This window comes from Actinoplanes sp. NPDC049598 (genome assembly GCF_040675435.1).
GTDB lineage: Bacteria > Actinomycetota > Actinomycetes > Mycobacteriales > Micromonosporaceae > Actinoplanes.
On the sequence record NZ_JBFAOX010000005.1, the window covers coordinates 140,175 to 166,312 of the forward strand.

24 protein-coding genes are annotated in these 26,138 nt (G+C 70.5%); 6 read left to right on the forward strand and 18 right to left on the reverse strand.

All coding sequences use genetic code 11. The features are described from left to right. Nucleotides 1–4: 4 nt before the first annotated feature. Nucleotides 5–862, reverse strand: a complete 858-nt coding sequence (gene map / locus AB0J66_RS14090; RefSeq protein WP_364659719.1) for a type I methionyl aminopeptidase — start codon at nt 860–862, stop codon at nt 5–7. A 121-nt stretch (nt 863–983) separates the two neighbouring features. Between map and AB0J66_RS14095 the strand changes: the two genes are divergently transcribed. Further along, nucleotides 984–1,298: an STAS domain-containing protein gene (locus tag AB0J66_RS14095; RefSeq protein ID WP_364659721.1), complete on the forward strand. Its 315-nt coding sequence runs from the start codon at nt 984–986 to the stop codon at nt 1,296–1,298. Here the strand turns inward: AB0J66_RS14095 and AB0J66_RS14100 are convergent. From AB0J66_RS14100 to AB0J66_RS14130, 7 genes are all read right to left on the reverse strand, one after another. Then, nucleotides 1,285–4,797: a SpoIIE family protein phosphatase gene (locus AB0J66_RS14100; protein ID WP_364660245.1), complete on the reverse strand. Its 3,513-nt coding sequence runs from the start codon at nt 4,795–4,797 to the stop codon at nt 1,285–1,287. The two genes, AB0J66_RS14095 and AB0J66_RS14100, sit on opposite strands and share 14 nt — an antisense overlap. Before the next feature lie 131 nt (nt 4,798–4,928). Then, nucleotides 4,929–5,678, reverse strand: coding sequence for a gamma-glutamyl-gamma-aminobutyrate hydrolase family protein (locus tag AB0J66_RS14105; protein ID WP_364659722.1), 750 nt, complete (start codon nt 5,676–5,678; stop codon nt 4,929–4,931). Nucleotides 5,679–5,699: 21 nt separating this feature from the next. After that, nucleotides 5,700–6,383 (reverse strand): gamma-glutamyl-gamma-aminobutyrate hydrolase family protein, encoded by a 684-nt coding sequence (locus AB0J66_RS14110; RefSeq protein WP_364659724.1) that lies wholly within the window; start codon nt 6,381–6,383, stop codon nt 5,700–5,702. A 209-nt stretch (nt 6,384–6,592) separates the two neighbouring features. Beyond that, nucleotides 6,593–7,357 (reverse strand): 3-oxoacyl-ACP reductase, encoded by a 765-nt coding sequence (locus AB0J66_RS14115; protein WP_364659726.1) that lies wholly within the window; start codon nt 7,355–7,357, stop codon nt 6,593–6,595. Continuing rightward, nucleotides 7,358–8,719 carry an aldehyde dehydrogenase family protein gene (locus tag AB0J66_RS14120; RefSeq protein WP_364659728.1) on the reverse strand — a complete coding sequence of 454 codons (1,362 nt, stop codon included), beginning with the start codon at nt 8,717–8,719 and terminating at the stop codon, nt 7,358–7,360. A 25-nt stretch (nt 8,720–8,744) separates the two neighbouring features. Beyond that, the gene (locus AB0J66_RS14125; protein ID WP_364659730.1) at nt 8,745–10,091 is read right to left on the reverse strand and encodes a glutamine synthetase family protein; all 1,347 of its coding nucleotides are present in this window, start codon (nt 10,089–10,091) and stop codon (nt 8,745–8,747) included. 98 nt (nt 10,092–10,189) lie between these two features. After that, nucleotides 10,190–11,713, reverse strand: coding sequence for an amino acid permease (locus AB0J66_RS14130; protein WP_364659732.1), 1,524 nt, complete (start codon nt 11,711–11,713; stop codon nt 10,190–10,192). A gap of 681 nt (nt 11,714–12,394) precedes the next feature. Between AB0J66_RS14130 and AB0J66_RS14135 the strand changes: the two genes are divergently transcribed. Beyond that, a complete protein-coding gene (locus AB0J66_RS14135; RefSeq protein WP_364659733.1) occupies nt 12,395–12,772 on the forward strand; it encodes a MerR family transcriptional regulator in 378 nt (125 codons plus the stop codon). 11 nt (nt 12,773–12,783) lie between these two features. Here the strand turns inward: AB0J66_RS14135 and AB0J66_RS14140 are convergent, their stop codons facing one another. After that, complete coding sequence (locus AB0J66_RS14140) at nt 12,784–13,134, reverse strand: hypothetical protein (RefSeq protein ID WP_364659735.1); 351 nt, start codon at nt 13,132–13,134, stop codon at nt 12,784–12,786. Then, nucleotides 13,098–13,307 carry a hypothetical protein gene (locus AB0J66_RS14145; RefSeq protein WP_364659737.1) on the reverse strand — a complete coding sequence of 70 codons (210 nt, stop codon included), beginning with the start codon at nt 13,305–13,307 and terminating at the stop codon, nt 13,098–13,100. Before AB0J66_RS14145 ends, AB0J66_RS14140 begins: the two co-directional genes overlap by 37 nt. A 39-nt stretch (nt 13,308–13,346) precedes the next feature. Between AB0J66_RS14145 and AB0J66_RS14150 the strand changes: the two genes are divergently transcribed. Together AB0J66_RS14150 and AB0J66_RS14155 are read left to right on the forward strand one after the other, a co-directional pair. Further along, nucleotides 13,347–14,240: an ATP-binding cassette domain-containing protein gene (locus tag AB0J66_RS14150; RefSeq protein ID WP_364659738.1), complete on the forward strand. Its 894-nt coding sequence runs from the start codon at nt 13,347–13,349 to the stop codon at nt 14,238–14,240. Further along, entirely contained in the window at nt 14,240–15,301 is a 1,062-nt protein-coding gene (locus AB0J66_RS14155; RefSeq protein ID WP_364659740.1) for an ABC transporter permease, read from the forward strand. The genes AB0J66_RS14150 and AB0J66_RS14155 overlap by 1 nt, the downstream gene beginning before the upstream one ends. Here the strand turns inward: AB0J66_RS14155 and AB0J66_RS14160 are convergent. From AB0J66_RS14160 to AB0J66_RS14170, 3 genes are read right to left on the reverse strand one after another with little or no spacing between them, the layout of a single operon-like run. Further along, nucleotides 15,298–15,960: a TetR family transcriptional regulator gene (locus tag AB0J66_RS14160; RefSeq protein WP_364659742.1), complete on the reverse strand. Its 663-nt coding sequence runs from the start codon at nt 15,958–15,960 to the stop codon at nt 15,298–15,300. The two genes, AB0J66_RS14155 and AB0J66_RS14160, sit on opposite strands and share 4 nt — an antisense overlap. Further along, nucleotides 15,960–18,104: a YhgE/Pip domain-containing protein gene (locus AB0J66_RS14165; protein WP_364659744.1), complete on the reverse strand. Its 2,145-nt coding sequence runs from the start codon at nt 18,102–18,104 to the stop codon at nt 15,960–15,962. Before AB0J66_RS14165 ends, AB0J66_RS14160 begins: the two co-directional genes overlap by 1 nt. Further along, a complete protein-coding gene (locus AB0J66_RS14170; protein ID WP_364659746.1) occupies nt 18,101–18,727 on the reverse strand; it encodes an ATP-binding cassette domain-containing protein in 627 nt (208 codons plus the stop codon). Before AB0J66_RS14170 ends, AB0J66_RS14165 begins: the two co-directional genes overlap by 4 nt. Nucleotides 18,728–18,961: 234 nt before the next feature. Between AB0J66_RS14170 and AB0J66_RS14175 the strand changes: the two genes are divergently transcribed. Continuing rightward, a complete protein-coding gene (locus tag AB0J66_RS14175) occupies nt 18,962–19,924 on the forward strand; it encodes an LLM class F420-dependent oxidoreductase (protein WP_364660247.1) in 963 nt (320 codons plus the stop codon). Between the two features lie 4 nt (nt 19,925–19,928). Here the strand turns inward: AB0J66_RS14175 and AB0J66_RS14180 are convergent, their stop codons facing one another. Together AB0J66_RS14180 and AB0J66_RS14185 are read right to left on the reverse strand one after the other, a co-directional pair. After that, nucleotides 19,929–20,510 (reverse strand): hypothetical protein, encoded by a 582-nt coding sequence (locus tag AB0J66_RS14180; RefSeq protein WP_364659748.1) that lies wholly within the window; start codon nt 20,508–20,510, stop codon nt 19,929–19,931. A 155-nt stretch (nt 20,511–20,665) separates the two neighbouring features. Further along, on the reverse strand, nt 20,666–21,505 hold the full coding sequence (locus AB0J66_RS14185; RefSeq protein ID WP_364659750.1) for a GNAT family N-acetyltransferase: 840 nt from the start codon (nt 21,503–21,505) through the stop codon (nt 20,666–20,668). Between the two features lie 124 nt (nt 21,506–21,629). On the opposite strand from AB0J66_RS14185, the gene AB0J66_RS14190 reads away from it, so the two are divergent. After that, nucleotides 21,630–22,229 carry a PadR family transcriptional regulator gene (locus AB0J66_RS14190; RefSeq protein ID WP_364659752.1) on the forward strand — a complete coding sequence of 200 codons (600 nt, stop codon included), beginning with the start codon at nt 21,630–21,632 and terminating at the stop codon, nt 22,227–22,229. 169 nt (nt 22,230–22,398) lie between these two features. On the opposite strand, the gene ispG is transcribed toward AB0J66_RS14190, so the two are convergent. From ispG to dxr, 3 genes are read right to left on the reverse strand one after another with little or no spacing between them, the layout of a single operon-like run. Beyond that, on the reverse strand, nt 22,399–23,571 hold the full coding sequence (ispG, locus tag AB0J66_RS14195) for a flavodoxin-dependent (E)-4-hydroxy-3-methylbut-2-enyl-diphosphate synthase (protein ID WP_360241929.1): 1,173 nt from the start codon (nt 23,569–23,571) through the stop codon (nt 22,399–22,401). Between the two features lie 7 nt (nt 23,572–23,578). Then, entirely contained in the window at nt 23,579–24,859 is a 1,281-nt protein-coding gene (locus tag AB0J66_RS14200) for a site-2 protease family protein (RefSeq protein ID WP_364659754.1), read from the reverse strand. 25 nt (nt 24,860–24,884) lie between these two features. Then, on the reverse strand, nt 24,885–26,087 hold the full coding sequence (gene dxr / locus AB0J66_RS14205) for a 1-deoxy-D-xylulose-5-phosphate reductoisomerase (RefSeq protein ID WP_364659756.1): 1,203 nt from the start codon (nt 26,085–26,087) through the stop codon (nt 24,885–24,887). Between the last annotated feature and the right edge of the window lie 51 nt (nt 26,088–26,138).

The window sequence follows — 26,138 nt, forward strand, 5'->3', positions numbered from 1 at the left end:
CGAACTAAGGCAGCGTCAGGATCTCCGAGCCGTCCTCGGTGACCACGAGGGTGTGCTCGAACTGGGCCGTCCACTTGCGGTCCTTGGTGACGACCGTCCAGCCGTCCTTCCAGACCTCGTACTCGTGGGTGCCGAGGGTGATCATCGGCTCGATGGTGAAGGTCATCCCGACCTCCATCACCGCGTCCAGCCGCGGATTGTCGTAATGCGGGATGTAGAGCCCGGAATGGAACGTCTCACCGATGCCGTGACCGGTGAAGTCGCGTACCACCCCGTAGCCGAAGCGCCGGGCGTAGGCCTCGATGACCCGGCCGATCGCGTTGATCGGCCGCCCCGGGGCGACCGCGCGGATGCCCCGCATCATCGCCTCGTGCGTGCGCTCGACCAGCAGCCGCGCCTGCTCGCTGACCTCGCCCACGCAGAACGTGGCGTCGGTGTCGCCGTGCACCCCGTCGAGGTAGGCCGTGACGTCGACGTTGATGATGTCGCCGTCCTCGATCACGGTCGAGTCGGGGATGCCGTGGCAGATCACCTCGTTCAGCGAGGTGCAGCAGGATTTCGGAAAACCCTTGTAACCCAGGGTCGAGGGGTACGCCCCGTGATCGCACAGGAACTCGTGGACCACCCGGTCGATCTCGTCGGTGGTCACCCCGGGCTTGCAGTGCTCGCCGGCGAGCTGGGTCGCCTGCGCCGCTATCCGCCCGGCGATCCGCATCTTCTCGATGGTCTCGGCGGTCTGCACATGGGATCCACGCCACTCTTTCGGGCGCTTCTTGCCCACGTACTCGGGGCGGGCGATCGGGGCCGGGACCGCCCGCCAGGGCGATTGCTTTCCCGGCATCAATGGGGCACGAACGGTCATAGCCCCAGCCTATCGCCGGGGCGGATGCACACCTTGGCGCCGGGCACAGCCCGGTAACAGGTCCGTTGACCTTAATCGACCGGTTCTTGCCGCGTTTCCGGCGCTGTGTAATCGTGTGTTCGTGGATCAAGAGGGGGCCGACCCGAACTTCACCGCGACCGGCGCGGTGGCCGAGGACAAGGTGACCGTGACGGTGACCGGCGAGGTGGACATGTCCACCGCCGACGCGATGTTCCGGGCCGCGACCAAGGACAACACCACCGCGGCGATCATCGATCTGCGTGAGGTCACCTTCTTCGACTCGGCCGCGATCCACGCCCTGCTGCAGCTGGCCGACCGCTACGGCGACGCCCTCACCGTCCTGCCCTCGGCCCAGGTGCGCCGGGTGCTGGAGATCTCGGGGCTGGCCACCCAGCCCTGGCTCACCGGGCCTTAGTCAGCGGCCGCCGCAGCGTCACCGCGGTGCCGGTGGGCGAGCGGCTCACCGACAGCTCGCAGAGCGCGCCGATCAGCGCGAGCCCGCGCCCGCGGAAGCCCTCCGAGTTCGTGTCGCGCCAGGTCCCGGTGTCGCGCACGGTGATCACGACCGCGTCGTCGTCGAGCGAGGCCTCCACCGTGACCACCGGTTCGGCCGGCTCGATCGGATGCTCGATCGCGTTGGCGGCCGCCTCGGAGACGGCCACGGTCACGTCGAAGACGTCGTCCTCGGGCACGCCGTTGCCGGTCAGGAAGTCCTCCAGCCGCCGCCGGAGGACACTGAGCCGGCCCGGCTCGGCCGGCAGCCGCAGCACGAACTCGCGGGGCTCGGTCACCTGCAGCGCCAGCAGTGCGATGTCGTCGCGCCGGGGCCGGCGCACGGCCTTGGCCAGCAGCTCGTCGAGCAGGTCCTCGACGTGCTCGACCGGCCGGGCGGCGTCGGCGGTCAGCTCGGCCAGGCCGCTGTCGATGCCGGCCCGCCGGTCCTCGACCAGCCCGTCGGTGTAGAGCAACAGCCGGCTACCGGGCGGCAGCTCGGTCTCCACCGTCGGGAACGTGGCCTGGGCCAGGGCGCCGATCGGCGGCCCGAGGGCCGAGGAGTAGAGGAACGTGCCCAGCTCCCCCGGCGGCACGACCACCGGCGGCGGGTGCCCGGCCGACGAGTAGCCCAGGGCGCGGGTCGCCGGGTCGTACCGCACACACACGACGGTCGCGAACTGGCGGCGCCCCAGGTTGTCGACCAGGCGGTTCAGCCGGGTCAGGGCCTCACCGCAGTCGAAGCCCTCCAGGATGTACGCCCGCAGCGCGTTCCGGAGCTGGCCCATGCCGGCCGCGGCCTGCACGCCCTTGCCGACCACGTCCCCGATGACCAGGAAGAGGCGGTCGTCCGGGGCCTCGATGACGTCGTACCAGTCGCCGCCGACCTCGGCCTCGTGGCTGCCCGGCAGGTAGCGGCCGGCCACGATCGCGCCCGGCGCCCGCGGCAGCGACTGCGGCAGGAGACTGTGCTGCAGCGTGCCGGCGATCCGGTGCTCGGTGTCGTAGAGGCGCGCGTTCTCCAGCCGCAAGCCGATGAGCCGGGCCAGCTGGGTCAGCACCGCGGGCTCCAGGGCGCCCTCGGGCGAACCCCAGACCCGCAGCTCGCCGACGGTGGCGCCGGACGTGTCGGGCAGCGGCAGCACGGTGTCGGGCTCGGCCGCCGGGTCGGCCCCACCGTCCACTTCGGCCCGCCCGCCGGGGATCGAGACCACGACCCGGCCGGCCGCCGTCATCGACCGCACCTGCCGGGCCGCCACGTCGAGCACCTCGGCCGTGGTGCGCACGGTGTTGATCGCGGCCGCCGTGTCGACCAGCCCGCGGAGCCGGCTGATGATCCGGCGGCGGGCCTGCCCGAGGTCGAGGTTGGCCCGGACCCGGGCCGTCAGATCACGGGCCGAGAACGGCTTGACCAGGTAGTCGTCGGCGCCGGCGGCCAGGCCCTCCACGGACGCCTCCTCGCCGGCCCGGGCCGAGAGCACCACGATCGGCACGTCGCGGGTGCGCTCGTCGGCCCGCAACGCGGCGATCAGCCCGAAGCCGTCCAGCCGGGGCATCATCACGTCGGTCAGCACCAGGTCGAAGCGGCGGCGCCGGGCCAGCTCGAGCGCGTCCTGCCCGTCCACCGCGACCGTCACGTCCCAGTGCGGGCCCAGCAGCCGGGCCACGTGGTCCCGCAGGTCGGCGTTGTCGTCGACCAGCAGGATGCGGCCGGGCCGGCGGTCCGCCGCGGGCGCCGGCAGCGGCAGCGTGGCCGGCTCGTCCCCGGTCCACCAGTGCGCGGCCTCCTCGGCGTACGGGCGGGCGCCGGGCCCGGGTGGGATCGCCGCGCCCTCGGTCATGATCTGGTCGGCCGGCAGATGCGCGGTGCCGAACGGGATCCGGACCGTGAAGACGCTGCCCAGGCCGGGCACGCTGGAGGAGCCGGCCGAGCCGCCGTGCAGCTCGGCCAGCTCGCGGACGAGCGCGAGGCCGATGCCGGTGCCCTCGTGGCTGCGCGACCAGGCCCCGGTGACCCGGTGGAACCGGTCGAACAGCAGCGGCTGCTGGTCGGCCGGGACGCCCACACCGGTGTCCTTGACGGACAGCACCGCGTAGCCGGCGTCGGCCCCGATCCGCACCTCGATGCGGCCGGCCGGGGTGAACTTGACCGAGTTGGAGAGGAGATTGAGGACGATCTTCTCCCACATCTCGCGGTCGACGAAGACGGGCGCCGGCAGCGGTGGCGTGTCCACCACCAGCTCCAGGCCGGCCCGCTCGGCCGCGGCGCGGAAGGTGCTGGCCACCCGGGCCGTGTAGTCGGCCAGGTCGGTGGGCCGGTAGGCCGCCCGCAAACGGCCGGACTCCAGGCGCGAGAAGTCGAGGACCGTGTTGACGAGTTTGAGCAGGCGCAGGCCGTTGCGCTGCATCGGCCGCAGGCGTTCGCGCTCCGCCGCCGGCAGCTCCGGGTCGTCCAGCATCTCCTCCAGCGGCCCGAGGATCAGCGTCAACGGCGTGCGGAACTCGTGGCTGACGTTGGAGAAGAAGTTCGTCTTGGCCTGGTCGAGGGCGGCCAGCTCGGCCGCGCGGGCCCGTTCCTGTTCGTACGCCCGCAGGTTGCCGACGGCCTGCGAGATCTGCGCCGCGGCCAGCTCGAGAAAGTTGCGGTACGCCCCCTCGAGCGCGAGATGACGGCTGAGCCCGACGACGAGCGCGCCGACCGTGGCCGTTCCCGCCGTGATCGGCAGGACGAGCGCCTCGTCGGCCGCCGTGCCGGCCGGAACCGCGATGATCTCGGTGAGCGCGACCTTGGCCGGCTTTCCGCTCTCGATCACCTGCCGGGCCACGGAGGAGTAGCCCTCGGCCTCGTCGAGAAGGAGCCGGGCGAACGGCAGATCCGCCTTGTTCTCGGCGAAGACCGCCATGGCCTCGTCCGCGAGGGCCGCCTGATCGGGTGAGCCGGCCAGCCGGGTGCCGAGCGCGCTGAGCGTGCGCACCCGGCGCGCGTTGAGCACCCGCCCGGTGGTGTCGCTGACGATGCAGAAGAAGCCCTCGACCGTGCCCGGCGCGACCCGGATCGGGTCGTACGAGATGTCGAAGTAGGCCTCTTCGAGAAACCCGTGCCGCTCCAGCAGGAAGGCGAAATCGGAACCCCAGAACGCCTCGTCGCGCTCGACCACGCCGGCGAAGAGCTCCTCCAGCACCGACCAGATCTCCGACCACATCTCGCGGCAGGGCCGCCCGAGGAACGACGGATGCTTGGCGCCCAGGGCGCTGATGTACGCGTCGTTGTAGAGCGCGCAGCGTTCCGGTCCCCACAGCACGGCGATCTGGGCCCGCGAGGCGAGCATGGTGGCCACGGCCATCCGCAGCTCGGGCGGCCACCCGGAGGGATGTCCGAGTGGGCTCAGGGACCAGTCGAAGGCCAGCATCCGGCGGCCCATCTCGCCGCCTCGTTCGAAGGCGATGCGCAACTGGCCCGGAAGGGCGTCGTCCGAACCCTCGCCCAAGGGTGCCTCCCCGCACACTCATCCGCACCAGTACGGAAAGGCACGGTAACACCGCGCAACAGGTGTCACACGGCGAGTGCCCGCCGGTCAAGTCCGGACCGCTTCCCCGCAGCTTCGACGAGGCGGCTGAAGACCCGGAGGTCATTGGTGCGCTCAGGATGCCACTGCACGCCCACCGCGTACGTCAGGGCCGGGTCCTCGATGATCTCGATGACCTCGTCCTCCGGGCACCAGCCGACCGCCCGCAGCGAGCCCGGGTCGTTCACGGCCTGGTGGTGGAACGAGTTCACCGTCAGGTGCTCACCGAGCAGCTCGTACGCCCGCGAGCCGGGCTGCACCCGCACGTCGTGCCGGCCGTAGGCGGCCGAGCCGGCGGCCAGCGGATCGGTGCCGGGCGCCCCGCGGTGCCGGTCGCTGCCGATCACATCGGGCAGGTGCTGGTGCAGCGTCCCCCCGGCGGCCACGGCCATCACCTGCATGCCGCGGCACACGCCGAGGACCGGCAGGTCGGCCTCGAGCGCGGCCTTCATCAGCACGAGCTCGGCATCGTCGCGCTCCTTGTCGATCTCGGTCTCCGGATGCCGCTCGGCCCCCCAGTGCGCCGGGTCGATGTCGTTGCCGCCGCTGAAGACGAGGCCGTCCAGCGACTCGATGACGTCGGTTCCGGGCTCGTCCGGGGTGATCAGCACGGCTCGCCCGCCGACGGCGTGCACGGCGCGGACGTACGTCATGGGGAGCATGCCCGCCATGAGGTCGTTGCTGCCGTACTGCACCTGCTGGGCGTACGCGGTCATGCCGATCAGGGGCCTGCGCATGCGGTGGATTCCTCCTGTGTCTCAACTCTGTGCTGCCGCGACCAAAGCGCCGAACAGGCGCCGGTCACGCACTACTTCCGGATGCCACTGGACGCCGAGGACGAACCGGCGGCCCGGATCCTCCACGGCCTCGGGGAGCCCGTCCTCGGCCCGGCCGGTGACGGTGAGCGGGCCCGGGTCGGCCACGCCCTGATGATGGAAGCAGCGGATGGCAAGGTCGTCACCCATCAGGGCTTCGATCCGGCTGCCGGGCTCGAACCGGGCGTCGTGCTCGCCGTACACCCCCGGCGCCGGCCGGTGTTTCTCATGGCCGAGCAGGTCGGGCAGGTGCTGGTGCAGCGTCCCGCCGGCCGCGACGGTCAGCAGTTGCATCCCCCGGCAGACGCCGAGGACCGGCACATCCTGTTCCAACGCCGCGCGGACGAGCCGCAATTCCGCCTTGTCCCTCTCCGGGCGTACGACGGTGTGCGGGCCGGGCTCCTGGCCGTACAGCTCCGGTCCCAGGTCCGGACCGCCGGCCAGCACCAGGCCGTCCAGCGCGCGCAGGACGTCGGTGTCATCCTCCTGGGGGATCAGGACGGGACGGCCGCCGGCCAGCGTGACCGCGGCGACGTAGTCGTGCGGGACGAGAGTGGTCGGCAGGTCGTGCCAGACGCCCCATGTGGCGTTCTCCACATAGGTCGTGATGCCGATGATCGGGCGCATCGCACCACCGTAACCAGATCATGTTTCTGTTCCATCGCCATTTCGGCGATAAAGGGGGGCGCGCGGCGTCACCGCCTCAGCGGTGACGCCGCGCCACGGGCCCTTCTGTCCCACCCACACCGGGATCGACCGGCGCGGGCGGGGATTCGACCCCTTCACCCCTCTCGGGTGTAAAAGGGACGTGCCCATGGAAACGAACCCTCAAACGTTCACAGCGGAGTCACATAGGCTCCCGTAATTCCGCCGTCCACCACGAACTGCGAAGCGGTCATGAACGACGAGTCGTCGCTGGCCAGGAAGGCCACCGCGGCCGCGATCTCCGACGGTTCGGCGAACCGGCCCATCGGCACGTGCACCAGCCGCCGGGCCGCCCGCTCCGGATCCTTGGCGAACAACTCCATCAGCAGCGGGGTGGCGACCGGCCCCGGGCAGAGCGCGTTGATCCGGATGCCCTCGCGGGCGAACTGCACGCCCAGCTCCCGGGTCATCGCCAGCACCCCGCCCTTGCTCGCGGTGTAGGCGATCTGCGAGGTCGCGGCCCCGAGCAGGGCCACGAACGACGCGGTGTTGATGATCGAGCCCTTGCCCTGCCGCTGCATGTGCGGGATCGCGTACTTGCAGCAGAAGAAGACCGACGTGGTGTTGACCTTGAGAACCCGCTCCCACGCGTCCAGCCCGGTGACCAGGATCGAGTCGTCGTCCGGGGGCGAGATCCCGGCGTTGTTGAAGGCGATGTCAACCCGGCCGTGGCGCGCCACCACGCCGTCGAAGAGCTCCTTGACCTGCTCCTCGTCGCTGACGTCGCAGGCCACGAACTCGCCGCCGACCTCGTCGGCGACCGCCTTGCCGGCGTCCTCCGAGATGTCCACGGCGATGACCTTGGCGCCCTCGGCGGCGAAGCGCCGCGCGGTGGCCAGACCGATCCCGCTGCCGGCGCCGGTGATGACGGCGACGCGGTCCTGCAAACGCTCCATTTACTCTCCCATGGCCAAGAACACGTTCTTCACATCGGTGAAGCTGAGCAGCGCGTCCGGGCCGAGCTCGCGCCCCAGGCCGGACTGCTTCATGCCGCCGAACGGCGTCCAGTAGCGCACCGAGGAGTGGCTGTTGACGCTGAGCGCGCCGGTCTCCACGGCCCGCGAGATGCGCAGCGCCCGGCCCAGATCGCGGGTCCAGAGCGAGCCGGACAACCCGTATTCGGTGTCGTTGGCCAGCCGGATGGCGTCCTCCTCGTCGCGGAACGGCAGCACCGACAGCACCGGCCCGAAGACCTCCTCGCGCCAGTGCCGGTCCTCGGTCGAGCCCGCGAGCAGCACGGTCGGCGGGAACCACCAGCCGTCGCCCTCCGGGGCCCGGCCGGTGAAGGCGACCTCGGCCCCTTCGACGTACGACGCGACCGACGCCCGCTGGCCCGACGAGATCAGCGGGCCCATCTCGGCCGTGCTGAGCGCCGGGTCCTCGACCCGGAAGGCTTGGACCGCCGGCTCCAGCAGGCTCAGGAACTTGTCGTAGACCGACTCCTGCACCAGCAGCCGGCTTCGCGCGCAGCAGTCCTGACCGGCGTTGTCGAAGACGGACGACGGGGCGGACGCGGCCGCCTTCTCCAGGTCGGCGTCGGCGAAGACGATGTTGGCGCTCTTGCCGCCCAGCTCCAGGGTCACCCGCTTCACCTGGTCGGCCGCGCCCGCCATGATCGACTTGCCGACCGCGGTCGAGCCGGTGAAGCAGACCTTGCGGACCGCGGGATGGGTGACGAACCGCTGCCCGACGATCGAGCCCTTGCCCGGTACGACCTGGAACACGTCCTCGGGCAGGCCGGCCTCCAGGGCCAGCTCGCCGAGCCGGATCGCGGTCAGCGGGGTGAGCTCGGCCGGTTTGAGCACGACCGTGTTGCCGGCGGCCAGGGCGGGGGCGAAACCCCAGCCGGCGATCGGCATCGGGAAGTTCCACGGCACGATGATCCCGACCACGCCGAGCGGCTCGTGGAAGGTCACGTCGAGGCCGCCGGCGACCGGGATCTGCCGTCCCATCAGCCGTTCCGGCCCGCCCGAGTAGTAGTCGAGCACGTCCCGGACGTTGCCCGCCTCCCAGCGCGCGTTGCCGATCGTGTGCCCCGAGTTGCGTACCTCCAGGTCGGCCAGCTCCTCGAGGTGTTGATCCACCAGGGCCGCGAAGCGGCGCAGCAGCCGCGCCCGATCGCCGGGCGCAACCGCCCGCCAGGCCGGGAAAGCCTTTTGCGCGCGATCGATCGCCGCATCGGTGGCAGCCAGATCCAGCGAGGGAACGGTCGTGAACACCGCCCCCGTCGCGGGGTTGATCACGTCATGGGATGTCACAGGTCGGATCCTTACACATGGTGGATTACATACGCTCGAAGCCGCGGCGCAGCTCCCAGTCAGTAACCGCGGCGTCGAAGGCACTCAGCTCCACCTGGGCCATGTTCGCGTAGTGGCCGACCACGTCGGCGCCGAACGCGGACCGGGCCACCTCGCTGCCGAGCCACAGCTGCTGGGCCTCACGCAACGTGGTCGGCACCCGGTCGGCCGCCGCGTCGTCGTAGGCGTTGCCCGGCGTCTCCGGCTCCAGCTCGAGCTCGTTCTCGATGCCGTACAGGGCCCCCGCGATCAGGGCGGCGATGGCCAGGTAGGGGTTGACATCCCCGCCCGGCACCCGGTTCTCCACCCGCATGCCCTGCCCGTGGCCGGCGATCCGCAGCGCACACGTACGGTTGTCGACCCCCCAGCGCAGCGCGGTCGGCGCGAACGAGCCGGGCTGGTACCGCTTGTACGAGTTGATGTTCGGCGCGAACAGCAGGCTGAACTCGCGCATCGTGGCCAGCAGACCGGCCAGCACCCGCTGCCCGGTCTCACTGAGGTGGGCCGGCCCGTCGCCGAGCATGGCCGACTTGCCGTCGCGGCCGCGCACCGAGAAATGGATGTGGCAGGAGTTGCCCTCGCGGGCGTTGGGCTTGGCCATGAAGGTCAGCGACATGCCCTCCTGGGCGGCGATCTCCTTGGCCCCGTTCTTGTAGATCACGTGGTTGTCGGCGGCGGTGAGCGCGTCGGCGTAGCGGAACGCGATCTCGTGCTGGCCGAAGTTGCACTCGCCCTTCGCGCTCTCGGGCAGCAGCCCCGCCCCGTACATCTCGTTGCGGATGCGCCGCAGCAGCGGCTCGACCCGGGCGGTCCCGAGCAGCGAGTAGTCCACGTTGTACTGATTGGCCGGGACAAGATCGCGATAGCCCTTGTCCCAGGCCTGCTCGAAGCTGTCGCGGTACAGGACGAACTCCAGCTCGGTGCCGGCGTACGCGGTCAGGCCGTGCTCCGCCAGCCGGTCGAGTTGCCGCTTGAGGATCTGCCGCGGGGAGGCGTAGACGGGCTCGCCATCGGTCGTCTCGAGGTCGGCCAGGACCATCGCCGTGCCCGGCTGCCACGGCACGCGCCGCAGGGTGGTGAAGTCGGGCCGCATCACGAAGTCGCCGTAACCGCTGTTCCAGGACGACATCTCGTACCCGTCGACGGTGTTCATGTCGACGTCCACGGCGAGCAGGTAGTTGCAGCCCTCGCTGCCGCCGGTGGCGACGTCGTCCATGAAGTAGCGGCCGTGCAGGCGCTTGCCCTGCAACCGCCCCTGCATGTCGGTCAGCGCCAACAGGACAGTGTCGATGCTGCCGTTCTCAACGGAGACGTCGAGTTCCTCGAGATCCATGCCGGTCCCTTCCAGGTCAGTCTTCAGTCCGCTTAAGGGCGGCGGTGGGGTGGTTGGACGGGGAAGGCCGGGCGGGTGGCCCCGCCCGGCCTCTTCGATCATTCCGTGGGCATGGTCTGTTCGCCGTGTGCCGCTTTCTCGATCAGGTTCTGCTTCGGGCCGGTGAACCACTTGCGGGCGCTCGCGAACCACCAGACCGTGGCCAGTCCGAGCACGATGACCACCGCGAAGATCGTGTAGTTGAAGTTGGACGCCGTGATCGGGCTGGCCGTCGGCAGCACGAACAGGATGCAGATGATCACGACCCAGACGATGGCGAGCCAGCCGACGATCGCGCTCCACCGGCCGAGGTGCCACGGCCCCCGCTCGAAGTCGGGGTTGACCCGGCGGAGGAACACCGGCACGACGTACGCGATGTAGAGCCCGATCACCGCGATCGAGGTGGCCGCCAGATAGGCGGTGGTGTTCCACAGCGAGGGCAGCACCAGCAGGGTCGAGCAGGTCACGCAGAGCCAGATCGAGTTGGTCGGCGTGCCGGTGCGGGGGTTGACCTTCTTCCAGAGCCGCGAGCCCGGCAGCGCCCCGTCCCGCGCGAAGGCGTACGACATCCGGGAGTTGGCGGTGACCGACGCCATGCCGCAGAACCACTGCGCGACCACGCAGATGAACAGCAGGAACGTGCCCGTGTCGTGGCCGACGGCGTCGATGAAGATCTGCGCCGGGGGCAGGCCGAGGTCGGTGCCGAGCGCGCCCTCGTAGTCCTGGATCGACCAGGTGATCGCGAAGAGCAGCACGAAGCCGGCGATCACCGAGACGACCACCGACATCACGATGCCGCGCGGGGCGGCCCGGGCCGCGTCGTGGGTCTCCTCGGCCACGTGGGCCGAGGCGTCGTAGCCGGTGTACGTGTACTGGGCCATCAGCAGGCCGATGAGGACCGCGTACACCCCGGCCCCGGCGAAGGTGAAGCCGGTGGAGTTGTGCACCTCGGTGAAGACCTCGGAGATCGGCTTGTGGTTGTCCGGCACGATGGCCAGCACGCCCACGATGACGGCGACCCCGACCAGGTGCCACCAGGCGCTGACGTCCGAGAGCAGCCGGACGAGGTTCACGCCGAACGTGTTCAGCAGACCGTGGACGATGATGATGACGAGGAAGACCAGGAACGTCCGCCCGGTGGTGACCTCCCAGTCGAAGGCCAGGCTGAGGAAGGCCGAGGTGGTGATGGCCGCGCCGAAGTCGATGGCGGCGGTCACGGCGACCTCGCCCAGGAAGTTGAACCAGCCGACGAACCAGGCCCAGGCGGCCTTGTTGCGCTTGGCCAGCGCGGCCGCCCACCAGTAGAGGGCGCCCGCGGTCGGATAGGCCGAGCAGACCTCGGCCATGGCCAGCGCCACGAACGTCACCATGATGCCGACGAACAGCCAGCCCAGGGTGATGGCCAGCGGGCCGCCGGCGTTCATGGCGATGCCGTACGAGGTGATGGCGCCGGCCAGAATGGAGATGATCGAGAAGGAGACCGCGAAGTTCGAGAAGCCGGACAGTCGGCGGTGCAGCTCCTGCTGGTAGCCGAGTTGGGCCAGACGTTCTTCGTCGGTGCTGGGTGCGGGGTTGACGCTCATGTGCGGCTCCCTTACCGAGGGGTTCGCTGTGACCGCGGTCACGGCGTGCCGTGATGATCTCGCCGCACTGTTACGCGCGTCAATGATCAACGTTAATTGCGTTGCCCCTGGCCCGGGCGGTCCCGCACACTCAGGACAGATCAGGCATTCGCGAGTCCTCGGCAGACGTCGCGAACCAGGGGGCGCTTTCTTCGCGCGTCCCTCCCGCGGCGGCGCGGGGCGCGGTCACCTCTCTCTCACACGGCATCGCCGTGCCCGGCGCCCGCCCCGTGCCGCCGCACTCACACGTCTAGTACTCCTTGCACTACCCACCGTTGCCTCTTGTCTGACGATTTGTCCCAAAAAATCTGCAGTCCCGGTACTAGAAATTCGCTGCTGATGGGCATAGTCTTCCTGTGTCGGCCACGCACAGCCGACACCGAAACTGGCTCAGTTGGAGAAGGAGGACGAGATACCGCAGCAACGCGTCATCACAACGTCCCCGACCCGACAAGAGGTGATCGCAGCCGATGCCCATCACTCAGGTGGCCCGCTAGCGGCACGCAGGCGGACGACCTCAAGCGCCGACGACGGTCGGCCACAGAATTGAAAATCCAGGGCCCCGGTTACCCGCCGGGGCCCTGGACTGCTCCTGGTTCCCCCCTCAGTCCGGACACCCCGGCTTTTCGCCAGGAAGGCACGATGAACAACACGTCGTTCGACGACGCCGACTTCCCCGCGTACACGATGGGCCGCGCCGCCGACATGATCGGCGTGACGCCGGCGTTCCTCCGCAGCCTCGGCGCCGCGGGCCTGATCGAGCCCGAACGTTCGCACGGCGGCCACCGCCGCTACTCGCGCCACCAGCTCCAGCTCGCCACCCGCGTCCGCCAGCTCCTCGACGACGAGGGCATGCAGCTCGCCGCCGCCTGCCGCGTCGTCAAGCTCGAGGACCGTCTGGCCGCCGCCCACCGCCGCATCCTCGAGCTGGGCGGCGCCCTCACCCCCGACGACGACGCCGACATCCCCACCCAGACCCACCCGGACATTGCGAAGACGCAGTACTACCGCGCCCCCTGAGCAGGTCCCCGCTACGCAGGCTGCGGCTGGGCGCGGCGCACGGCGAGAACCAGGCCAGGGCCACCGCGATCGGGCCGAAGGCCGCGGCCACCGCGAAGGCCCAACGCGGCCCCGCCGCTCCCGCTCTGGGCGAAGCTCATGATCGTCATCGGCCGGATCGTCGGGTGGTTCCTGAGAAAGATCAGCCCCTCGCGCGCCTCGGCGTAGAGCGACTTGCGCGCGGCCGGATTCCGTACGCCCGACATCGCCCGCGTGATCGCCCGCAGCAGAAGCGCCGAGGCGAGGAAGCTGACCGCGTCGACCGCGAGCACACTCGCCGGCGTCATCACCGTGAGCAGCAGCCCGGCCAGGCCGGGGGCCACGATGCCGACCACGGTCTGGCCTCGAACGCGACGACCAGGCCGGTGAGGAACGGCGACCCGGTGAGGGCGAAGACCAGGACCGGCATGGCGACGTACGTCAGGCGCGAGCCTGCGGCCGAGATGACGCTCGCCACCCAGTATTTCGCGAAGTCACGGTTGTGCCGGATCTTCATAGCGCGCGACCCTAGCTTGATCCACCTAGGCTGGGTGTCATGACCAGCGTGCTCAACGTCGATGGCATCAGCCGCGCGTTCGACGGCCGGCCAGTTCTCTCGGACGTTTCGTTCCAGGTGGCCGGCGGACGGATGACGGGCTTCGTCGGGGCCAACGGCGCCGGCAAGACGACCACCATGCGAATAATCCTGGGTGTGCTCGCCGCCGACAGCGGGGAGGTGCGCTGGCGCGACGAGCGGCTCAGCCGGGAGGTCCGCCAGCGTTTCGGCTACATGCCGGAGGAACGCGGCCTCTACCCGAAGATGACCATCGCCGAGCAGATCGTCTACCTGGGACAGTTGCACGGCCTGACCCGGGCCGCGGCCGCCGAGCGGACCACGAAGCTGCTCGACCGGCTCGGCCTGGGTGAGCGAGCCGGCGAGAAGCTGGAGAAGCTGTCCCTCGGCAACCAGCAGCGGGCCCAGGTGGCGGCGGCGCTGGTGCACGACCCGGAGATGCTGGTGCTGGACGAGCCGTTCTCCGGTCTCGACCCGCTCGCCGTCGACGTCGTGGTCGACGTGCTGCGGGAGCGGGCCGCGAGCGGCGTGCCGGTGCTCTTCTCCAGCCACCAGCTCGACCTCGTCGAACGCCTCTGCGACGACCTGGTGATCATCGCCGGTGGCACCATCCGGGCCGCCGGTGACCGCTCCGGGCTGCGCCGGACGTACGCGCTCCCCCGGTTCGAGCTGCACACCGACTCGGATCCGGCCTGGCTGGCCGCGCACCCCGGCGTCACGGTGGTCGAGAGCGACGGCACCCGCGCCGTCATCGACCTGGCCGACGGCACCGACGATCAGCAGCTGCTGCGGACGGCCCTCGACCACGGCCCGGTCCGCTCGTTCGGCCCGGTCACCCCCTCCCTGGCCGAGATCTTCCGAGAGGTGATCCGCTGATGACCACGTTCACTGCCGCCAAGGTCGTGGCCGCTCGGGAGATCAAGGTCAAGCTGCGCGACCGTACGTTCCTCTTCAGCACGGTGTTCTTCCTGTTCATCGCCGTCGCCTCGACCGTGGTGCCGGCCCTGCTCGGCGGCGGGGCGACGTCGGTGGCGGTGGCCGATCAGGCGACCGCCACCGCGCTGCAGTCGGCGGACCTCGACGTTCGGGTGGTCACCGACGACGCGGCCGCCGAAAAGCTGGTCCGCGACGGCGATGTGGACGCGGCCGTGGTGGCCGGCCCGACTGTGCTGGCCCTGGACGACAGCCCGGGTGACGTGGTGCGGGCGCTGAGCACCGCCCCACCCGTACGCCTGCTCGACCCGAGCGACGTCGACCCGTTCGTCCAGTTCGCCGTGCCGTTCGCCATCGCGTTCGTCTTCTTCTTCACGTCGTTCCTGTTCGGCGTGCAGATCGCGCAGAGCGTCACCGAGGAGAAGCAGACCCGGATCGTGGAGATCCTCGTCGCCAGCGTGCCGACCCGGGCCCTGCTGGCCGGCAAGGTGGCCGCGCTGACCCTGCTCGCGTTCGGCCAGGTGGCGCTGATCGCGATCGTGGCCCTGGTCGGGGCCCGGGTGGCCGACGTCGACTCGGCCGTGCTGTCGCTGCTGGAGCCGACCGTCGGCTGGTTCCTGGTCTTCTTCGTCTTCGGTTTCGTCATGCTGGCCACCCTGTGGGCCGGCGTGGGCGCGCTCGCCGCCCGGCAGGAGGACATCAACGGCGCCTCGGCCCCGGTGCAGATGCTGGTGATGATCCCGTTCTTCGCCACCATCTTCCTGATCGACAACGACGCCGCGATGCGCGCGCTGTCCTACATCCCGTTCTCGGCCCCGGTCGCCATGCCGGTCCGCCTGTTCACCTCGGACGTGGCCGGCTGGGAGCCGATCGTCTCGCTGCTGATCCTCGCCGCCACCGCCGTGGCCCTGCTGGCCGTCGGCGCCCGCATCTACGAGGGCTCCCTGCTCCGCACCAACGGCCGCACCTCCTTCGCCACCGCTTGGCGCTCAAAAGCGGGCTAGCCGACGCGGCGGACGATGGCGAGGAGGGACTCCTCGACGTCCTCGATGGGGCGGTCGGGCATGAAGACGAGCCAGTCGACGGCGACGACCAGGCCGACGCCGAACAGGGCCGAGGAGGCGACGCGCACGTCGAGCTCGGCCGGCAGGTCGCCGGCGTCGACGCCGCGCTGCACGGTCTCGGCGATCACCCCGATCGCCTGCTCGCGCAGCAGGACCAGGGTCTGCTGCCACTCGCGGTTGGTGCGCCACATCTCGGAGAGCAGCAGCTGAGCGAAGGCGCGGTAGCGCCGGATGTACTCCAGCTGGCTGCGCACGAGGGCGGCCACCGCCTCACGCGGCGGCAGGTCCTCGACCGCGGCCCGGAAGTCGGCGGTGAGCAGCCCGATGCCGTGCCGCAGCAGCTCCTCGAAGAGGTCGGTCTTCGACTTGAAGTTGTAGTAGACCGTCCCCTTGGCCACCCCGGCCCGCAGCGCGATGTCGTCGACCGTGGTGGCCGAGAAGCCCTGCTCGGCGATGAGCTCGACGGCCGACTCGAACAGGCGCTGCCGGGTGTCACCCCGGCGCCGGGTCCGCCCGTCCGCCGTCACCGTCGCCCCCTCGCAGATCTTGTACGCCCCGCCCGGGCGAAGCGCCCGCGGGGAAAGTGTGTGCGCCTCCATCACAGCACGAGCTCCGGGTGCAGGTCCGAGGCGGTCATCCGCCGGCTGCGCCGGGCGGCCATCCAGGTCAGCGCGACGGCCCCGATCCCGTACGCGACCATCAGCAGGGCGCCCTGCACCACGGTGCCCCACGGCCCGCCGTCGATCGCGTGACGGGCCGCCGCCACCACGTACGTCATGGGCAGCAGCGGGTGGATCGCCTGGAAGAAGCCGGGCGAGGTCTGCACCGGATAGGTGCCGCCGGAGGAGGTCAGCTGGAGCATGAGCAGGGCGAGGGCCAGGATCCGCCCGGGTGCGCCGAAGACCGCGCCGAGCATCTGCATGATCGCCGCGAAGACCGCGCCGGCCAGCAGGAGCAGGCCCCAGGTGGCCATCGGGTGGACCGGGTCGAGCCCGAGCCCGAAGTGCACCACCGCGAACAGAATCGTCGCCTGCACCAGCCCGATGGCGACGGCCGGCAGCAGACCGGCGAGGACCACGCGGAAGGTCGGCGCCTCGGACATCAGGTAGCGCCGGTTCAGCGGCTTGAGCACGAAGAAAGTGATCATCGCGCCGACCCAGAGGGCGAGGGCGAGGAAGTACGGCGCGAAGCCGACGCCGTAGGTGGCGGCCGGGTTGCGCACGGTGCGGTCGAGCGAGACGGGGTCGGCCAGCACGCCGGCCCGGTCGCTGGGGTCGTCGCCATAGCCGGGGATCTGCTTGGCTCCGTCGGTCAGCCCGGCCGCAAGCCGGCCCGCACCGGCCTGCAGGTCGCCGAGGCCGCCGGCTAGTTTGTGGCCGCCCGTGGAGAGCGTGGCGAGGCCGCCGCTGAGCTGCTGGGCGCCGTCCGAGAGCCGGTAGATGCCGTTGCGCAGGTCGATCGCGCCCTGCTCGGCCTGATCGGTGCCGGTGCTCAGCTGCCTGGCCCCGGTGGCCAGGCGGTCGAGGCCGGCGCTGAGCTGATCGACCTTCGTCCGGGCATTGTGGACGTCATCCGCCAGATGGGGCGCGGCCGCGGCGATCTCGCGGGCCGTCGCTGCCGTCTGTTTGAGCTCGGCCCGCAGGTCGTCGAGGTCGGCGTTGCGGACTGTGCTCTGCACCTTCCGCGCCGCAGTGACGAGCCGGGTGGCGAGGGCCTTCGCGTCGGCCAGCCCGGGGGTGTCGGCGGGCAGCGTGCCGAGGTAGCTCTGCAGCTGTTCGGCGTTGGCGACGGCCTGGTCGGCGGCGGTGTCGATGGTCTTGATGTTGGCGGCCAGGGCGTCCGCGCCGCGGGCGACCAGGGTCGCCGCGGTCTGGAGGCGTGACGCGTTCTCCCGCAGCAGGGGCTCGGCCTTGTCGGCCGCGGCGTCCACCGCGGTCGCCAGCTGCCGTCCGCCGCTCGCGGCCTGGGCGGTGCCGGTGGCCAGTTGGGAGGCGCCGGCGCTGAGCTGTGCGAGCCCGTCGGCCAGGTCGTCGGCGCCGCTGCCGGCGGTGCCGAGACCGTTGCTGAGGGTCTTGGCACCGCTCTGGGCGTCGTCGATGCCGTCGGCGAGCTGCTCGGCGCCGCTGCGGGCGGATTTCGCGCCGTCGTCGAGCTTGGTGGCGCCGTCGGCCGCCTTCTGCGTCTGCGTCTTGAGGTCGGTGAAGCCGATCAGCATCTTGTCGTAGTAGCCGGCCGAGGCGCTGGCCGAGGCGGCCGCCTGCACCTCCTGGAAGGCCGAGCGGGCGAAGACGCCGGAGAGGTAGTTGTTGGCGTCGTCGCTGACCGCGACGAGCTGGGCGGCCTGGGCCTTCACACCGGCGTTGGGCGGGGTCGCCAGGTCGGCCGAGAAGTCGGCCGGGATGCGCAGCAGGAGCTGGTACTTGCCGTCGGTCAGCCCGCGCTCGGCGCCGGCCTCGTCGGTGACGTCCCAGTCGAAGACCTGGCGGTCCTGGAGCTCCCGGGCCAGGTCCTGCCCGGCGTGCAGCTTCGTGCCGTCCTGGGCGGTGGCCGGGTGGTCCTCGACGACGAGCGCGGCCGGGATGTGGTTGAGGCGGCCGTAAGGATCCCAGAACGCGTACAGGTAGAGCGCCCCGTAGAGCAGCGGGATGACCGCGATGACGACCAGGGCGGCCGTGGTGAGGCGGCCGCGCAGGAAACGCCGGAGCTCCAGGCCGGCCAGCGAGAGGGTGGACAGTCCTTTCATCGCTCCTCCTTCGGCTCGGTCGCTTCCGTGGCCTCGATCTCATCAGGCTCGGCCGGGGCCGGGTCCTCGTCGTCCACAGGGGCCGGTGGCGGCGCGGGCGGGTTGTCCACAGGATGACGATCACCAGGCAGGCGGATCACCGTGGTCACTGACGCGGGATCGATCTCCCGGGCGGTCACCAGCACGGCCGTACCGCTCGCCGTGACCTCACCCAGCAGTCGCCCCAGGTCTTCCCGTTCTTGCTGGTCGAGCCCTTGGTCCACGCCGTCCAGGGCGATCAGCGAGGGCTCGCTGAGCCGGGCCAGGATCAGGCCGAGAAGCTGCTTCTCGTACGGGGAGAGATCGCGTCCCTGCCGGTCGGGATCCAGGCCGAGCAGGGGGACATTTCCGGCGCCGGCCCGCGATTTCCCGAGCAGAGCGAGTCGCTCCCGCACGTGTTCCGTGACGGTGAAGACAGGTTCGGGGCCTTCGACGTCGGGCACGTACCCGAGCGAGGCGGTGCCCGAGATCTCGACCGAACCGGCGCTGAGCCGGAACCGCTTCGCCAGCGCGAGCAGCGCGGTGGTCCGCCCGCTGCCCGGAGGCCCGACCACCGCGACCAGCTCACCAGGCTCGATGCTCACGTCGAGGTCCCGGAAGAGCCAGCGGCGCCGATGACGGACTCCCGCCCCGCGTGCGGTGACAACCGACATGTCCGGCCTCCAATTGAACTGACTGGTCAGTTCAAAAACATACCCGTGGTTGCCCCCGTTCCGACCGGCCCGTGGCGGACCTCACGTCCTACGCCGATGCGTCACAAGTGATGGACCTCACGGTCGCCCCACGGCAGGATCGAGGCCATGTCGACGCGATGGGGAATGACCGTTCCGCTGGCCGGGGTTCCGCTCGCCGAGCATGCCGCCGTCTACGCGGCGCTCGAGCAGGCCGGCTTCACCGACGTGTGGTCGTCCGAGGTGAACGGCTCGGACGCGTTCACCCCGCTCACCCTGGCCGCCGCCTGGGCGCCCAGCCTGAGCCTGGGCACCGCCATCGCGCCGGTCTTCACCCGCGGACCGGGCCTGCTCGCGATGACCGCGGCCGCCCTCGCCGAGACCGCGCCGGGCCGCTTCCAGCTCGGCATCGGCGCGTCCTCACCGGTCGTGGTCGGCGACTGGAACGCGGCCGACTTCACCGAGCCGTACGCCCGCAGCCGCGACGTCCTCCGCTTCCTCAAGGCGGCCCTGGCCGGCGAGCTGGTGGACGGCGAGTTCGACAGCTTCACCATCCGCCGCTTCCGGCTGGAGCGCGCACCGGCCGTCCCGCCCCGGATCCTGCTGGCCGCGCTCCGGCCCGGCATGCTGCGGCTGGCGGCCGCCGAGGCCGACGGGGTCATCCTCAACTGGCTCTCCGCGGCCGACGTGGCCACGGCTTTGGCCGAGGTCAAGGCCGGGGGTACGGATTTCGAGGTGGCCGCCCGCATCTTCGTCTGCCCGACCGACGACGCCGGCTACGCGCGCAACGTCGGCCGCCGCATGATCACGTCGTATCTCACGGTGCCCGCCTACGCCGCCTTCCACCGCTGGCTGGGCCGCGACGAGATCCTGCGGCCGATGTGGGACGCCTGGTCGTCCGGCGACCGCAAGGGTGCCCTGGCCGCCATCCCCGACCAGGTCGTCGACGACCTGATCGTCCACGGCACCCCCGAGCAGTGCCGCGAACGGGTCGAGGCCTACGCGGCGGCCGGCATCACGGTGCCGGTGATGGCCCTGCTGCCCACCCCGGCCCTGAACTCGGGCGACTTCGCCACCGTGCACGACGTCCTGACCGGCCTGGGCCGCTGAACCGTCACCAGGTCGGGCCGCAGACGCGGTATTGCGCGTAATGCCGGGCGGGCAGATAACCCGACTGCGACACCCGGATGTCGATCGTGCAGACGCCATTGACGATTCCGGTGCCGCGGTAGGTGCTGTAATCGGCGTAGTACACGTGACTGGCCCGGCGGCCGACCGCGAAAATCAGGACCGCCGATTGCACGACCTGGCGGGCGGCCGCGCACCCACCCCGGGCCGGAATGTGCTGCGCCATTGTTCCGACCCTCTGCGTGAGGGTCTGCTGCTGCAAGGTGCGGCCGAGGGCCTTGACCCGTCCGCTGACCACGTACGACAGGGTCTTCATCGGCCCGATGCCGGGCAGCACCCAGGTGAACGCGGACGGAGCACAGCGCAGGATGGTGCCGCTGTGCTTCACCAGCACATCGAGGGCCATGTCGGTGGCGTAGCGGCTCTTGTGCCAGCCGTCCTCGTATCCCGCCGCGTACTGAGAGCCGACGAGCCACTGACTGCCGGCCGCCTCGGCCGGTGAGGCCAGACCGAGTGAAAGCGCCACGGTCGTGACCGCGGCCACGACGAATCGACGAGAATGAAACATTTTGCCCTCCCCATTTCGAATGGGGATGACTCTACGATTGCCGGCGGTTCTTTTCGGCCGGCGTTAACCCGTACGAGATGCGATACGGATGATCGCATCGTCGCGGCGAATACCACGCCGTGAAAAACGATCCGTTCGGCCGATCCGATCTGTTTCTAGAAGAGCACCGTGGCGAAACTGCCCGCCGAGATGAAGCCGCAGCGCTCGTAGACGCGGCGGGCGGGGGCGTTGTAGTCGTTCACGTAGAGACTGACCGTGGGGGCCACGCGGCGTAGCGCGTCGCGGACGACGGCGGTCATCGCGGGGGCGGCCAGGCCCCGCCCGCGGTACTCCGGGTCGACCCAGACGCCCTGGACCTGCGTGGTGCGGCGGGTGACGATGGCCAGCTCGGCCTTGAAGATGACCCGGTCGCCGACGAAGCGGGCGTAGGCGCGTTTGCCCTTGACCAGCTCCGCGATGCGGCGCCGGTAGCCGCGGCCGCCGTCGTCGATCAGCGGGGAGACGCCGACCTCCTCGGTGTACATGGACACCGCGGCCGGGAAGAGCTGATCGATCTCGCTCGGGCGGACCAGGCGGACCTCGGGGTCGGGCGGCACCACCGGGTCGCGGTCGGCGACCAGCAACGGCTGGTTGGGGCGCACCTCGCGGGCCTTGCCCCAGTGGCCGCCCAGCCTGTCCCACAGGTCGAGCACCTGGTCGGAGCGTCCGATGATCGACGAGCAGATGCGGGGCTCGGCACCGAGCATGTCGGCGAAGGCGGCGATGGCCGGCGGCGTGGCGCAGAGCGGCACGAGGTGGGCGCCCGACCAGATGATGGACTCGACGCGGCGGCCGGGACCGTACCCGAAGATCCGCCCGTCGGAGCGCCACCAGTTCAGGCCGTGCGCCGCCACCCGCTCGGCGATCTGGGCGCCGGCGTAGGGGTCGCGGTCGAGGATCTTCTCGACCGCTGCGCGCTCGGACTCACCGAGCTGGCGAATCGGCACCGTCAGCACAGGTATCACATTGCCAGATCGACCCCGGCCCACACCCGTCGCAGCCCCCTCCCTTCAAGAAACCCTTGTCGACGATGCATTGCCGATATATCGTCTAGCTATCGACAACAGATCGGAGATAGTCATGAGGCACATGCACGAAGGTCACGAGGGTCGCCGGCACCGCGGCGGCTTCGGCTTCCCGGGCGGTTTCCCGTTCGGCGGCGGTGGTCCCGACTTCGGCGGCTTCGGCCCCGGCGGCCCGTTCGGTGGTCCCGGCGGTCGCGGCCCGCGACGAGGTGGTCGCGGCCAGCGGCTCAACGTCCGCCCCGCCCTGCTGGCGCTGCTGCTGGAGCGCCCGATGCACGGCTACGAGATGATCCAGGAGCTCGACTCCCGCACGAACGGCATCTGGCGCCCGAGCCCCGGCTCGGTCTACCCGACGCTGCAGCTGCTCGAGGACGAGGGCCTGATCGAGGCCGAGGCCAACGGCAGCCGCAAGAGCTACCGTCTCACCGCCGACGGCCGCCCCGAGGCCGAGGCCGCCGCGGAGAACCCGCCGTGGTCGCGCATCGGCGACGACTCGATGTCCCAGGTGCAGGATTTCCGCGACGCCGCGGCCGGCATCCTGGGCGCGCTGAAGCAGGTCGGTTTCTCGGGCACCGCCGAGCAGCGCCAGAAGGCGCTCGAGGTGCTCAACGAGACCAAGCGCAAGCTTTACGCCATCCTCGCCGACAGCGAGTGAGACCAGACCGAGGTACGCGGTCTCACCCCACCCAACCGCAAGCTCGGGCGGCCCGCCGCTCGGCTACGGCTGAGTGGTCCCCGAGGCCGCACCCCGCTTCCGGGCCGGATGGCGGGGAAAAGCGAAAGGCCCCGTCGACACCGACGGGGCCTTTCGCTTTGCTCATGGGTCAGTGCACGGTGACCCGGGGGCCGGGGACCAGGTCGCGCAGCTCCTCGGGGAGGTCGGCGCCCATCTCGTCGGCCAGGCGCAGGGCCTCCTCGACCAGGGTCTCCACGATGATCGCCTCGGGCACGGTCTTGATGACCTGGCCCTTGACGAAGATCTGGCCCTTGCCGTTGCCCGACGCGACACCCAGGTCGGCCTCGCGGGCCTCGCCGGGGCCGTTGACGACGCAGCCCATGACGGCCACCCGCAGCGGGACCGGGAAGCCGTCGAGGGCCGCGGTCACCTGCTCGGCCAGCGTGTAGACGTCGACCTGGGCCCGGCCGCAGCTCGGGCAGGAGACGATCTCCAGGCCGCGCTCGCGCAGGCCCAGCGACTCCAGGATCGCGTTGCCGACCTTGATCTCCTCGACCGGCGGGGCCGACAGCGAGACCCGGATGGTGTCGCCGATGCCCTCGGCCAGCAGCGCGCCGAAGGCGACCGCGCTCTTGATCGTGCCCTGGAACGCCGGCCCGGCCTCGGTCACGCCGAGGTGCAGCGGGTAGTCGCACTGCTCGGCCAGCTGCCGGTAGGCGCGGATCATGACGAGTGGGTCGTTGTGCTTGACCGAGATCTTGATGTCGCGGAAGCCGTGCTCCTCGAACAGCGAGCACTCCCACAGCGCCGACTCGACCAGCGCCTCGGCGGTGGCCTTGCCGTATTTCTCCAGCAGGCGCTTGTCGAGCGAGCCGGCGTTGACGCCGATCCGGATCGGGATGCCGGCGTCCGAGGCCGCCTTGGCGATCTCCTTGACCTTGTCGTCGAACTGCCGGATGTTGCCCGGGTTGACCCGGACCGCGGCACAGCCGGCGTCGATCGCGGCGAAGACGTATTTCGGCTGGAAGTGGATGTCGGCGATCACCGGGATGCCGGATTTCTTGGCGATGGCCGGCAGCGCCTCGACGTCGTCCTGCGACGGCACGGCGACCCGGACGATCTGGCAGCCCGAGGCGGTGAGCTCGGCGATCTGCTGCAGGGTCTTGTTGACGTCGGCCGTGAGCGTGGTGGTCATGGACTGCACACTGACCGGCGCGCCACCACCGACCGGGACGTTGCCGACCATGATCTGGCGGCTCTTCCGGCGGGGAGCCAGCGGCGGAGGGGGCACAGCGGGCATACCGAGACTGATGGCGGTCACTTTCACATCACCTGTTGAAGATCGTGATCGGGTTGACGATATCGGCGGTGACGGTCAGCAGGGTGAACGCACCACCAATCAAGATGACTGCGTAGGTGACAGGCATCAGTTTGTAGTAGTCGACGCGGCCCGGGTCGGGTTTCTTCAGCCGGCCGTAGAGCCACGAGCGGGCCCGCTCGTACCAGGCGATGGCGATGTGCCCACCGTCGAGCGGCAGCAGCGGCAACAGGTTGAAGATGCCGATGAAGACGTTGAGCGAGATGAAGATCGTGAGGAACAGCTGGGGCACGCCGTTGGCGATGGCCTCGCCGCCGAGCCGGCTCGCGCCGACCACGCTGATCGGGGTGTCCGGGTCGCGCTCGTCGCCGGTGATCGAGTGCCACAGGGCCGGGATCTTGTCGGGGATCCGCTTCATGGCCTCGAACGTGTTGTCGACCAGGAACCAGCCGTAGTCGAAGGTGGCCGGGACCGCCGAGGCCGGGTTGTACTTGATCATCGACGGGATGCTGTCCTGGTCCCACAGGATCGCGGCGATCGAGACCTTGGTGGTCTTGGCGTCCTCGCTGTCGTCGGTGATCGCGCTGCGCTCGGCACTGATCAGGTTGACCTCGGCCGTGGCCGGGGTGCCGTTGCGGGTGTAGTCGAAGGCGACCTTGCCGGCGGGCAACGAGCGGATCTTGTTGACCAGGTCGCCGTAGTTGGTGATCGGGGTGCCGCCGACGCTGGTGATCAGGTCGCCGTCGCGCAAGCCGGCCGCGTAGGCCGGGCCGGCCACGGCGCCGTCGACGCCGGGCTTGCAGTCGTCCTGGGTGGCGCCGGCCGGGGCGTTGCCCGTCCACACGCAGGAGGGCACGTCGATGACGGCCTTCTCCGGCAGGGTGTCGGCGGTGGTGGTCGGGTAGGACGTGTTCTGCAGGCCGAAGGTGAACGCGGCGATCCAGGTCGCCACCAGCGCCAGCAGGAAGTGGGTGATCGAGCCGGCTGACATCACGATCGTCCGCTTCCACACCGGGAAGCGCCACATGGCGCGCGGCTGGTCCTCGGGGGCGACGTCGTCGTCCTGCGGCGTCATGCCGACGATCTTGCAGAAGCCGCCGAGCGGGATCGCCTTGAGGCCGTACTCCGTCTCACCTCGCCGGAAGGAGAACACCGTCGGGCCGAAGCCCACGAAGTACCGCGTCACCTTCATGCCGAAGCGCTTGGCGGTGATCATGTGACCCGCCTCGTGCAGGCTCACCGAGATCAGGATGGCCAGCGCGAACCCGGCGACACCCAGCCAGTACAGCATCAAGCTCCTTCTGCCGCAGTATCGGTCATGCCAGGTGCCTGGCGATCACGTCTTGTGCCTGGGCGCGCGCCCATGTCTCGGCGGCGAGCACTTCCTCGACCGTACCCGGCTCGGCAAAATCCGGGGCCGCCGCGAGCACCTCGGCGAGCGTGTCGACGATGCCCAGAAAAGGTAGCCGACCGGCGACGAAAGCGGCCACACACTCCTCGTTGGCCGCGTTGTAGATCGCCGGGCGGCAGCGCCCCTCGCGGCCGGCCTGCTTGGCCAGCGCGACGGCCGGGAACGCCTCGTCGTCGAGGGGGCGGAACTCCCAGTTGTGCGCCTCACGCCAGTCGACCGCCGCGACCGCCCCCGGCACCCGCTCGGGCCAGGCCAGGGCCAGCGCGATCGGCAGCCGCATGTCGGGCGGGCTGGCCTGGGCCAGCGTCGAGCCGTCGGCGAACTCGACGAGGGAGTGGATCACCGACTGCGGGTGGATCGTCACCTCGATGTCGTCGTACGGCACCGCGAACAGCTCGTGCGCCTCGATCACCTCAAGCCCCTTGTTCACCATCGTGGCCGTGTTGATGGTGACCACCGGGCCCATGTCCCACGTCGGGTGCTTCAGCGCGTCCTCGGGTGTGACGTTCGTCAGCTCCTCGCGGCGGCGGCCCCGGAACGCGCCGCCGCTGGCGGTCAGGATCAGCCGGCGCACCTCCTCGCGGGCGCCGCCGCGCAGGCACTGGGCCAGCGCCGAGTGCTCGGAGTCGACCGGGACGATCTGGCCCGGCTTGGCGATGCGGCGGACCAGGGGGCCGCCGGCGACCAGCGACTCCTTGTTGGCCAGGGCGAGCACCCGGCCCGACTCGAGGGCGGCCAGCGTCGGGGCCAGGCCGAGGCTGCCGACCACGCCGTTGAGCACGACGTCGCAGGGCCAGCGGGCCAGCTCGGTCATCGCGTCCGGCCCGGCCACGATCTTGGGGAGCTTGAAGTCGCCGGTGGCCCAGCCGCGCTTCTGCGCCTCGGCGTAGAAGGCGAGCTGCAGGTCCTGCACGACCGAGGCGCGGGCCACCCCGACCACGTCGACGCCGAGCTCGAGCGCCTGGGCCGCGAGCAGGGCGACGTTGCCCCCGCCGGCGCCGAGCGCGACCACGCGGAACCGGTCGGGATTGCGGCGCACGATGTCGATGGCCTGGGTGCCGATGGAGCCGGTGGATCCGAGGAGGACGAGCTCGCGCATGCCGCCCATCTTCCCGGATCGCCGGAGATCGCTCGCGTCGGCCTGTGGATAACTGGGTAT

Excerpts from the sequence above, each read along its gene's own strand:
- map (WP_364659719.1), bottom strand. The coding sequence starts at position 862 with ATGACCGTTCGTGCCCCATTGATGCCGGGAAAGCAATCGCCCTGGCGG.
- AB0J66_RS14100 (WP_364660245.1), bottom strand. The coding sequence starts at position 4,797 with ATGGGCCGCCGGATGCTGGCCTTCGACTGGTCCCTGAGCCCACTCGGA.
- AB0J66_RS14105 (WP_364659722.1), bottom strand. The coding sequence starts at position 5,678 with ATGCGCAGGCCCCTGATCGGCATGACCGCGTACGCCCAGCAGGTGCAG.
- AB0J66_RS14110 (WP_364659724.1), bottom strand. The coding sequence starts at position 6,383 with ATGCGCCCGATCATCGGCATCACGACCTATGTGGAGAACGCCACATGG.
- AB0J66_RS14115 (WP_364659726.1), bottom strand. The coding sequence starts at position 7,357 with ATGGAGCGTTTGCAGGACCGCGTCGCCGTCATCACCGGCGCCGGCAGC.
- AB0J66_RS14125 (WP_364659730.1), bottom strand. The coding sequence starts at position 10,091 with ATGGATCTCGAGGAACTCGACGTCTCCGTTGAGAACGGCAGCATCGAC.
- AB0J66_RS14130 (WP_364659732.1), bottom strand. The coding sequence starts at position 11,713 with ATGAGCGTCAACCCCGCACCCAGCACCGACGAAGAACGTCTGGCCCAA.
- AB0J66_RS14135 (WP_364659733.1), top strand. The coding sequence starts at position 12,395 with ATGAACAACACGTCGTTCGACGACGCCGACTTCCCCGCGTACACGATG.
- AB0J66_RS14145 (WP_364659737.1), bottom strand. The coding sequence starts at position 13,307 with ATGAAGATCCGGCACAACCGTGACTTCGCGAAATACTGGGTGGCGAGC.
- AB0J66_RS14150 (WP_364659738.1), top strand. The coding sequence starts at position 13,347 with ATGACCAGCGTGCTCAACGTCGATGGCATCAGCCGCGCGTTCGACGGC.
- AB0J66_RS14155 (WP_364659740.1), top strand. The coding sequence starts at position 14,240 with ATGACCACGTTCACTGCCGCCAAGGTCGTGGCCGCTCGGGAGATCAAG.
- AB0J66_RS14160 (WP_364659742.1), bottom strand. The coding sequence starts at position 15,960 with ATGGAGGCGCACACACTTTCCCCGCGGGCGCTTCGCCCGGGCGGGGCG.
- AB0J66_RS14165 (WP_364659744.1), bottom strand. The coding sequence starts at position 18,104 with ATGAAAGGACTGTCCACCCTCTCGCTGGCCGGCCTGGAGCTCCGGCGT.
- AB0J66_RS14175 (WP_364660247.1), top strand. The coding sequence starts at position 18,962 with ATGACCGTTCCGCTGGCCGGGGTTCCGCTCGCCGAGCATGCCGCCGTC.
- AB0J66_RS14180 (WP_364659748.1), bottom strand. The coding sequence starts at position 20,510 with ATGTTTCATTCTCGTCGATTCGTCGTGGCCGCGGTCACGACCGTGGCG.
- AB0J66_RS14190 (WP_364659752.1), top strand. The coding sequence starts at position 21,630 with ATGAGGCACATGCACGAAGGTCACGAGGGTCGCCGGCACCGCGGCGGC.
- AB0J66_RS14200 (WP_364659754.1), bottom strand. The coding sequence starts at position 24,859 with ATGCTGTACTGGCTGGGTGTCGCCGGGTTCGCGCTGGCCATCCTGATC.
- dxr (WP_364659756.1), bottom strand. The coding sequence starts at position 26,087 with ATGGGCGGCATGCGCGAGCTCGTCCTCCTCGGATCCACCGGCTCCATC.